An 8,838-nucleotide genomic window follows, 5' to 3' on the forward strand; every position below is an offset into this window, starting at 1 on the left:
CAAAAAGGCACAGGAATTCGGTTATATCTTAGTTCAACAGGAATAACTAATGGGAAGTTTCTTAGAAGTATGAAGAGAAAACAATATCAACCGCTACCAGTGAAAAGGGTATACATACCCAAAGCCGGGAGCAAAGAGAAGCGCGGTCTCGGAATACCATCAACGGAAGATAAGTTGGTACAGGTAATGCTAAAGAAGATATTAGAAAATATTTATGAAGCAAACTTTATGGACAGCTCGTATGGATTTCGACCAGGAAGAAATTGTCATCAGGCGATAAACGCTCTAGATAAAGCAGTTATGCACAAACCAATTAACTATATTGTAGAAGTGGATATCAAGAAGTTCTTTGATAATGTTCAACATAAATGGCTAATGAATTGTCTAAGGGAACGAATAGCTGACCCAAATTTATTGTGGTTAATAAAACGATTTCTAAAGGCAGGAATAGTCGAAGTTGGATGTTATAAAGCAACCGATCAAGGCACACCACAAGGTGGTATAGTAAGCCCTGTATTAGCTAATATATACTTACACTATGTGCTGGACTTATGGTTTGAAAAGAAATTTAAGCCAAAAGCCAGAGGATATTTACAGCTAATAAGGTTTTGCGACGATTTTGTAGTTGGCTGCGAGAGGGAAGAAGACGCAAAAGAATTTCTAGAATTACTGAAACAAAGACTAAGTAAATTTGGGTTGGAAATAGCTGAAAATAAAACAAAAATAGTAAAGTTTGGTAAGAAAGAATGGTATCAAGCAGAAAGAGAGAAACGTAGGACGGCTAGCTTCAACTTTCTAGGATTTACACATTATTGTGGAAAAAGTCGTAATGGTAAACTTATGATGAAGCAGAAAACTTCAAAAATAAGCCTAGCCAGAAAGATTAAAGAAATCAAAGAATGGTTGAAGATGGTACGAAGTCGTATCTGTCTCAAAGATTGGTGGCAGAAACTTAAAGCCAAACTAACAGGACACTATAGCTACTTCGGAGTTAGCGGAAATTATCGGTGTTTGATTCAATTCTATCGACCGGTAACAAAGTTAGCATTTAAGTGGATAAACCGACGTAGTCAAAAGAAAAGTATGGATTGGGAACAATTTATACACTATTTAAAAGTAAATCCATTACCAAAACCAAAGGTATATGTTTCTTTATACACAGGAGCACTAGTGTGAACGCTGTATTGTGGAGCCGTGTGCGGGAAATCCGCAAGCACGGTTCTTTTGGGGAGACTATGGTTATGAGACCAAATCGCTGGTTTCAAGGTCATGAGTCTCTACCAGACGTCAAGCAAGTTTTTTCGTTTCTATAAATCTGGATTTCAGCGTTATGCGCTGGAATGACAACGTGAGGTAAATTTTTCAACATCCCAAAATTACAGAATTCAGTCTGTTTAATTAAGTGTGAACTGTTACACGAAAATTTTGTAAACAGATTAATATACCCTGTTTTTGCTATTCATCTAAAAATGGAACCATAGAGTACGTTGAGGAGCGTAAGCAAATTTTAATGCAAAAATTACTATCAAAAAATAGATTATGCAAGAGGTCTAATTATTCTGCCGCAATTTTGCTCTATCACACTTGCCACATTTAATATTCCAGCTTCATCATAATAATTTCCAATCACTTGCAAGGCAAGTGGTAAACCCTCATTGGAGAGCCCAACAGGAACAGAAATAGCAGGCAATCCTGCCAGACTTGCCGGCACAGTAAACACATCATTGATGCACATAATTAGCGGATCTGGCTTTTCATTTAAGCCAAAAGCTTCTGTTGGAGCAGATGGCACAAGTATGTAATCTATTTTTTCAAACGCTTTTATAAAATCATTTCTGATTAATGCCCTGATACACTGTGCTTTTTCGTAATATTCATTGTAATGACCTGAGGAAAGCGCATAAGCGCCAATTAAAATTCTTCTTTTCACCTCTTTACCGAAACCTTCTGCTCTTGTTAGTGAATACATTTCTTCAAGGGTATCAGCATCAACCCTGAACCCATAACGCACACCGTCATAACGAGCAAGATTGGATGAAGTTTCAGCAGAACAAATTAAATAATAGACTGGTATTGCATATTTAGTATGTGGCAGAGTAACGTCAACAACTTCAGCGCCATTTTCTTTTAAATAGGAAGCAACTTTCTCCCAATTATGGACTATTTCCTCTGAAATTCCATCCATCCTATATTCTTTTGGTATACCAATACGCTTACCCTTGACATCACCATTTATAAAGCTAGAAAATTTAGGCACTGGCTTTTCGCTTGATATTGAATCTTTTGTATCATAGCCACAGATTGCTTCCAGCATTAATGCTGAATCAGAGACAGAACGAGTAATGACTCCTGCTTGATCTAGAGAACTCGCAAACGCAATCATACCAAAACGCGAGCATCTTCCATAAGTTGGCTTTATTCCAACCACTCCACAATAAGCTGCTGGTTGGCGCACAGATCCACCGGTGTCACTCCCTAGTGCTCCAGCGCATAAAAATCCAGCCACCGATGCTGCAGATCCACCAGATGATCCACCAGGAACAACTTTTTCCCCATCGCTTTTTCTAATCCACACATTTTCAACAGGGCCAAAATAGCTATTTGTGTTCGCAGAACCCATAGCAAATTCATCCATATTAAGCTTACCGAGCATGGCTGCTCCACTTTTTAAAAGCAAGTCAGACACCGTAGATTCGTAAGTCGGAACGAAATTTTCCAGCATTTTTGAGCATGCTGTTGTTTTTATTCCTTTTGTACAGAATAGATCTTTGATGCCAACTGGTACACCCATGAGCGGCGAGATTAAATCATCCTTTTGCCTAGAGAAATGTTCATCTGCAGCTTTAGCAGCTTTCATTGCTATCTCTGGGGTTTTTGTTATAAATGCATTTAATTTCTCATTTTCAACCGCACTGATGTGCGCCTCTACGAGTTCAACGGCAGAAAAACTCTTTTTTTTGAGCCCGTCATGCATTTGTGTAATACTTAACTTTCTTAGTTCATTCATCAATATTTAATTTTTAGCAAGACGTTGATTATAACATGGCACGATAAAAAATCCATACATTTATAGTTACAGCTAGAAATGTAGCTAAGGTAACTTAGATTCACTGACAATCGTCATCCCGCTACTTGTTAGCGGCTAAGAGATACCGCAGCGGTATGACGTAGAAGCTATACTTTTATACTCACCAACTCAGTATCCAATCCGGATTGTATCTTAAAAAGGTCAAAAGACTATAATAAGCAAAGGAGTGATACTGTGTCTGAGTGAAAATCGTTGAGATCCCAGTGTCTGCTGCTTGCATAGCATTTATTTACAAAAAAATAGTCATGCAAGAGACTTTGCTTGGATATTTGATATAATTTAGGTCTATTAAAGCAAAAAATACTAACATGAATGAAGTGATAACATTTGGTTGTCGTCTAAATTTTTACGAGAGCGAGTTAATCAAAGAAGCATTAAAAAAAGCAAAGAGAGAAAATGTTGTTGTGGTGCATAGCTGTGCAGTGACAAACGAAGCAGAACGTCAGGTAAAGCAAAAGATACGTAAGATTTACAAAAATGATCCAAATAAAGAAATTATCGTAGTTGGTTGTGCTGTTCAGTTGGATCCAGAAGTTTACAGTAGCATTCCTGGTGTAAGTAAAGTGCTCGGTAATCAAGATAAGCTAAAAGCTGAAAATTACTTACTAAATGACGATAAAATCTTGGTCAGTGATAACCAAGTAGAACCTGTTCTAATTAATGGATTTGAAGATAAGTCAAGGGCATTTATTGAAATTCAAAATGGTTGTAATCATAGCTGCACATTTTGTTCAATTACTGAGGCAAGAGGGAATAATCGATCTGTGCCAATAAACAGTATTATAGAGCAAATCAGGATCTTTGTAGAAAATGGATATCAAGAAGTAGTGTTTACAGGGGTTGATATTACTGACTTTGGTACAGATTTGTTGGGTAAGCCATCACTTGGTTCAATGATTAGGAGAGTTTTAAAGGATATACCAGAGTTGAAGAGGCTAAGACTTTCCTCTATCGATGTTGCTGAAGTTGACGACGAATTAATGGATTTAATAGCTAATGAGTCAAGACTTATGCCTCATTTACATTTGAGTCTACAATCTGGTAATAATTTAATACTAAAGAGAATGAAGCGTCGTCACAACAGAGAACAAGTGATAGAATTTTGTCATAAAATGAAGAGCTTGAGGCCTAATATAGCATTTGGCGCTGATATTATTGCTGGATTTCCAACAGAAACTGATGAAATGTTTCAGGATACAGTTGATTTACTGAAAAAAACAAATATAGTTTACCTACATGCTTTTCCATATTCAGAGCGGAAAAATACACCTGCTGCACGAATGCCACAAGTACCAGAGAATGTGCGTAAAGAACGAGTAAAAAATTTAAGAGAAGTAAATAAAGAAATTATGAGCAGTTTTTGTCAATCCTTGATCAACACTAAGCAAAGTGTTCTGGTTGAGCAAAATAATGTCGGTAGAGCAGAAAATTTTGCATTAATAAAGCTTGAATCAAAAGCTCAAGCCAAAAGTATTGTGAAAGTTAATGTTAAAGGAGTGGAAAATAATTATCTAATTGGAAATATTTTTTCTTAATTTTTGTACATTGAAGAAATATACGATATAGTAATTATACTGTAAATGATAATTGTGAATTCATTTATGATAACTAGAATATCCATTACTTTATTTTTGATTTTCATTTCATGTGTCTATTTTTTTATTACTTGTATTAGTAATGATACACACATTGAGCAAGTACAACCCTTAAAATTAGAAACAGACAATAATAAAAGTGTGATACGTTCTGAGGAGGTTACTGCAAAAGAAATACCAATAAAATATCAAGAACTTGAAAGTAGTCCACCTTCTGTTTTCCAAGTAGCTGATCAGAAAAATATGTGGTCACGTATTGCAGATCAAGCTGAGCCTACAAAAGAAAAATCAAAAAAACTTGATTTTTATGTTAGCGCTAACGGTGGTAAGGTATACCATGATAATTCAGAAATATTTGTAAAGGGTATACAAGAAATAGGAAAAAGAGTCCTAACTTTAGTTGAAAGTCATTATGGTTTTATAATAAAAAATATAGTGGCAGATGAAATTAAAAGTATACAGCAATTTGATGGTAAAATTGATTTCCAGTGGTTTAGCAGCATGTCTTTAGGTTACTATGCTGGAGAAAATGGTAAAATTGATTTTGAAGCCGCGTATTCTATAGCCAATATTGAAGATAGTAATTCTCCTCCGGTATTTGATAAATCAGCAAGTATATTTGCGTTTTTGTTAAACTTCTATTATAATCCCAGCGTTCAGGATACACAATTTGCTCCGTACATCGGTCTTGGTATAGGACCAACAGTTTTTAGATTAAAAAGGATTAATGGGTCACCCCAAAATTCAATGCCACTGAATGTTCCTTGGTTTGCTTATCAAATAAAACTTGGTGTTGATTATTCAATAATCCCAGAAATCAAAACCTTTCTCGGCTATCGTTACTTTAGCGTTCCGATACCTGTTGCAGATGACATATCTACTCACAATATTGAAGTTGGTTTGATATTTAATTTTTAGTGATAATTTAATATATATATAAATTCTTATCTTTTCTATCTAACAAACCAAATGTTGGTACGATTGTTGCTTTTAAAAAAATGACAGTTTCTACTGTTCTAATATTATTCGCTAGCCTTTTTGATTTCTGATGCAATAAGCTTTGCTTATCTTCTCTATGTTCTATAAGCCCGCCGATTACTATAATTTCACCGCTCTTAATTTTTAACATAGAGTTCATTTCTCTGATTTCAACAATTGGAATGTCGCTATTTAATTTCATTTTACTCTGCTGTGCGACGTACTCTATATCTGGATCTTTAGTGTAGCCGTTAATTCTTGATAAAGTTGGATGTATATCCATGAATATTTCACTAGTATCAATGTTAATGCTTGGGTGGATTATTAGCACAACACCTATTGGGACGCTATTCATCTTGGTAATTAAGGTCTGATTAGAGTTTCTAGTATCTTTTTGTATATCGGAGGTAAAATAAATATGGTTTTTAGTAAATGAAATCATCGCTTGCTGATTATTTATAGCATGTACTCTGGGGCTTGAAATTACAGTTGAAGTGCCAAATTTGTCTAAATTTTTTACTAAATCTCCTAGATCATTTGCACCAAAGTTCATTGCTAGGTTAATAATGGAGTTATCTTGATTTATTATAGACTTAGTTCCATCTTGTAAGTCATTTAAGTTCATACCAGAAAGGTATTTGTCATCTAGCACAACTTCAACTATTTTTGCCTCTATCATTACTTGAGAAGACGCTAACTTCTTAACCTTATTAATATATTCTTCAACAGCTTTGTGGATATCTTTTCTAGCATTCAAAATAATAACACCAGCTTCTCTGTTGGATGAAAGGAATTCGCCATCATCCACCCCGTTAACATCCATTATTGCATTCAAGCCTTTTTCTAATGAATTCCATAAGTCACTACTGTATTGAGACTTCATAACATTGTTATAGTCCCTATCAACGTTACTTCCATCACTGTTAGTAATATTGTTATTAATGACGAAACTGCTTTGAGCAGAATGTTGAATATTGATGAAGTCTACGTAATAATTTTGTGCGTATGGCAAGTCCTGCTCAATTCTAATTACACCATTACTTGTTGAGTAACGCAGTTTGGCGCTATTTGCTATACTCTGAATTACTTCGTTTATATCCTTATCTTTTAGCTTTAAAATAATATTACCTGATATTTTTGGGTCCATATCCAAGTTAACGTCAGAAAGTTTTCCTATCTCAATCAGCAAATCCTTTACTGATACTTCTTCACTAACATTAATAGAAATAAGCTGATTACTGATTGTGAGATCGGGAAACTCTATTGGTAAAGGCATAATTTCTGGTATTGCCGGTTCATTAATCTCCAAAGAGGTGTTATATTGTTGCAACGGATAATCGTGCTTATAATTGTCTATGTTAATAGGATATTGCTTGGTAGGTAGATGTGTGCAAGAAATAATGAAGAGGAGTATTAAGCATTTAAAAATAGCCATTAGAACAGCATACAAAATCTATACTAATAGATTTCTATAAAAATATTAAAAATGTATTTAATCTCATTTTCATCGAGCAGATAATTGTCGTGTATTAGCTTTGGCTATGTATTTTTTGTATACTCTTCTTGTACTTAAATGTAGACCAGCATAGCCCTAATTTTTTTATATATTGTACTTCTTTCTCTGTATTTAATAATAGGCTTGAAAATAAATGGTAAGCCTATAATTGTTAAGCTTAGAGCTAGGGTTGAAAGTATACAACAGGCTTTGTGTTTACTATGTAGCTCTTTCAGATAAAGCATCAAAAATCTACAAAATTTTTTGTAATTTTCTTCGATGTTTTTTTTGCTATGAGCCTTGCTAATGAACATATCTATTGCGGTATGACCGTTATTGCACTTAATGTTAAGGTCTGCACCTTTTTCTGTTAACAACTGAGCTATATCAAAATAATCCTTTTGAACAGCAAGATGTAGAGGTGCAAAACCTTGTTGCTCACAAATGTTCATATTGGCTCTAACTTCCAATAACATTTTCACAATTTGTGTATGGCCTTTTTTAACTGCGAGTAGCAAGGGAGTTCTGTTACATTTAGTAACAGCATTAACGTTTACCTTAAGCTTCAATAAGAGCTTAACTGTTTTAGTGTTACCATTATGGCTAGCTTTATGCAGCCTAGCGTTACCATTAAAATCTTGATCGTTTGCTTCTATTCCCTTTGAAACAAGAAATGTTACCATTTTTCTATTATTATGCTCAATAGCGCAATCTAACGCATCAAAACCATGGTTGTTTTTTGTGCAAAAAAACTCTTTAAGTTTAATTTTATCGTTACTTGCTTGCTGTTTTTTTGCAATAAGTTTTACTATTTGCATTTTGTTGTTATACGCTGCTAGGAAAAGCGTAGTGTTATTTTCTGCATCTTTGGCTTTTATATTTGCACCTTTCTTTATCAGATATTCTATAATTTCTGCTCTGCTGTCATAATGTGCGGTGCATTGATAAATGGTTAAAAACAAAGGAGTACGAAAATTGTTATCTTCACATTCGAGATTTGCTCCGCTATCAATTAAAATTTGGACGCTTTTTTTAGAACCGTATAGTGAAGCTATATGAAGAGGAGTATAGCCCTCTTTGGCATCTTTTTCATTAATTTTTGCGCCTTTTGTTATCAAAAAACCTATTAATTCCGTGTCATCTTGTAGTGCAGCAAGGTGCAGTGGAGTGAATCCATTTTTATCCTTGGAATTAATTGTCAGTTGGTTAACAAAAAGTTTAGCAACTTTCTTGTGTCCATGCATAATGGCGTAATGCAGAGGGTTTCTATTTTCGTTGTCTACGACATTGAAATCAGCTTCGTGCTCTAGTAATGACTTTACTCCAACTAAATCGCCTTCTTTTGTGAACTTATGCAAGAGAGTGATTCCACTTGCATCTTTTGAGTTAATATCAAATCCATTTTCTACTAATTGGTTTATATCTTCCTCACGCGCCATATCACTTAAATCTCTAATTAAACTCTTTTCGCGTTAATAATACTCCTACTTGATTAAGTTTAAATGAATCTGTGAGAAATGGCTAGTGCATTCTTGCATAACAAACTTTTGGCAGCGCATTGGATGAAACGAAAAACTTACTTGACAAACTCCGCCAGCCCTCTTATCATGAAACTGAAGCTATTTATTTATCTTCGCAATCTCTGCAGTGGATTAATGACAAAAAACTTAATGTATTTGGCG

The 8,838-nt window shown here is 34.7% G+C and carries 6 protein-coding genes; 3 read left to right on the forward strand and 3 right to left on the reverse strand.

The genetic code is table 11. The annotated features are described in order from the left end of the window. On the forward strand, positions 1–1,176 hold a 1,176-nt coding region (gene ltrA, locus OZD62_RS02270; protein WP_275019346.1), incomplete at its 5' end, for a group II intron reverse transcriptase/maturase. A 361-nt stretch (positions 1,177–1,537) separates the two neighbouring features. Here ltrA and gatA read toward each other — a convergent pair. Continuing rightward, positions 1,538–3,007 (reverse strand): Asp-tRNA(Asn)/Glu-tRNA(Gln) amidotransferase subunit GatA, encoded by a 1,470-nt coding sequence (gene gatA, locus OZD62_RS02275; protein WP_010962643.1) that lies wholly within the window; start codon positions 3,005–3,007, stop codon positions 1,538–1,540. Between the two features lie 389 nt (positions 3,008–3,396). On the opposite strand from gatA, the gene mtaB reads away from it, so the two are divergent. Both mtaB and OZD62_RS02285 read left to right on the forward strand, forming a co-directional pair. Beyond that, a complete protein-coding gene (gene mtaB, locus OZD62_RS02280) occupies positions 3,397–4,623 on the forward strand; it encodes a tRNA (N(6)-L-threonylcarbamoyladenosine(37)-C(2))-methylthiotransferase MtaB (protein WP_010082135.1) in 1,227 nt (408 codons plus the stop codon). 66 nt (positions 4,624–4,689) lie between these two features. Beyond that, positions 4,690–5,601: an outer membrane protein gene (locus OZD62_RS02285; RefSeq protein ID WP_275019349.1), complete on the forward strand. Its 912-nt coding sequence runs from the start codon at positions 4,690–4,692 to the stop codon at positions 5,599–5,601. A 7-nt stretch (positions 5,602–5,608) separates the two neighbouring features. Here the strand turns inward: OZD62_RS02285 and OZD62_RS02290 are convergent, their stop codons facing one another. Continuing rightward, positions 5,609–7,096 carry a type II secretion system protein GspD gene (locus OZD62_RS02290; RefSeq protein WP_275019347.1) on the reverse strand — a complete coding sequence of 496 codons (1,488 nt, stop codon included), beginning with the start codon at positions 7,094–7,096 and terminating at the stop codon, positions 5,609–5,611. A gap of 134 nt (positions 7,097–7,230) precedes the next feature. Next, complete coding sequence (locus OZD62_RS02295) at positions 7,231–8,595, reverse strand: ankyrin repeat domain-containing protein (RefSeq protein ID WP_275019348.1); 1,365 nt, start codon at positions 8,593–8,595, stop codon at positions 7,231–7,233. Positions 8,596–8,838 lie beyond the last annotated feature (243 nt).

The organism is Wolbachia endosymbiont of Drosophila seguyi, from assembly GCF_028981765.1.
Lineage (GTDB): Bacteria > Pseudomonadota > Alphaproteobacteria > Rickettsiales > Anaplasmataceae > Wolbachia > Wolbachia pipientis.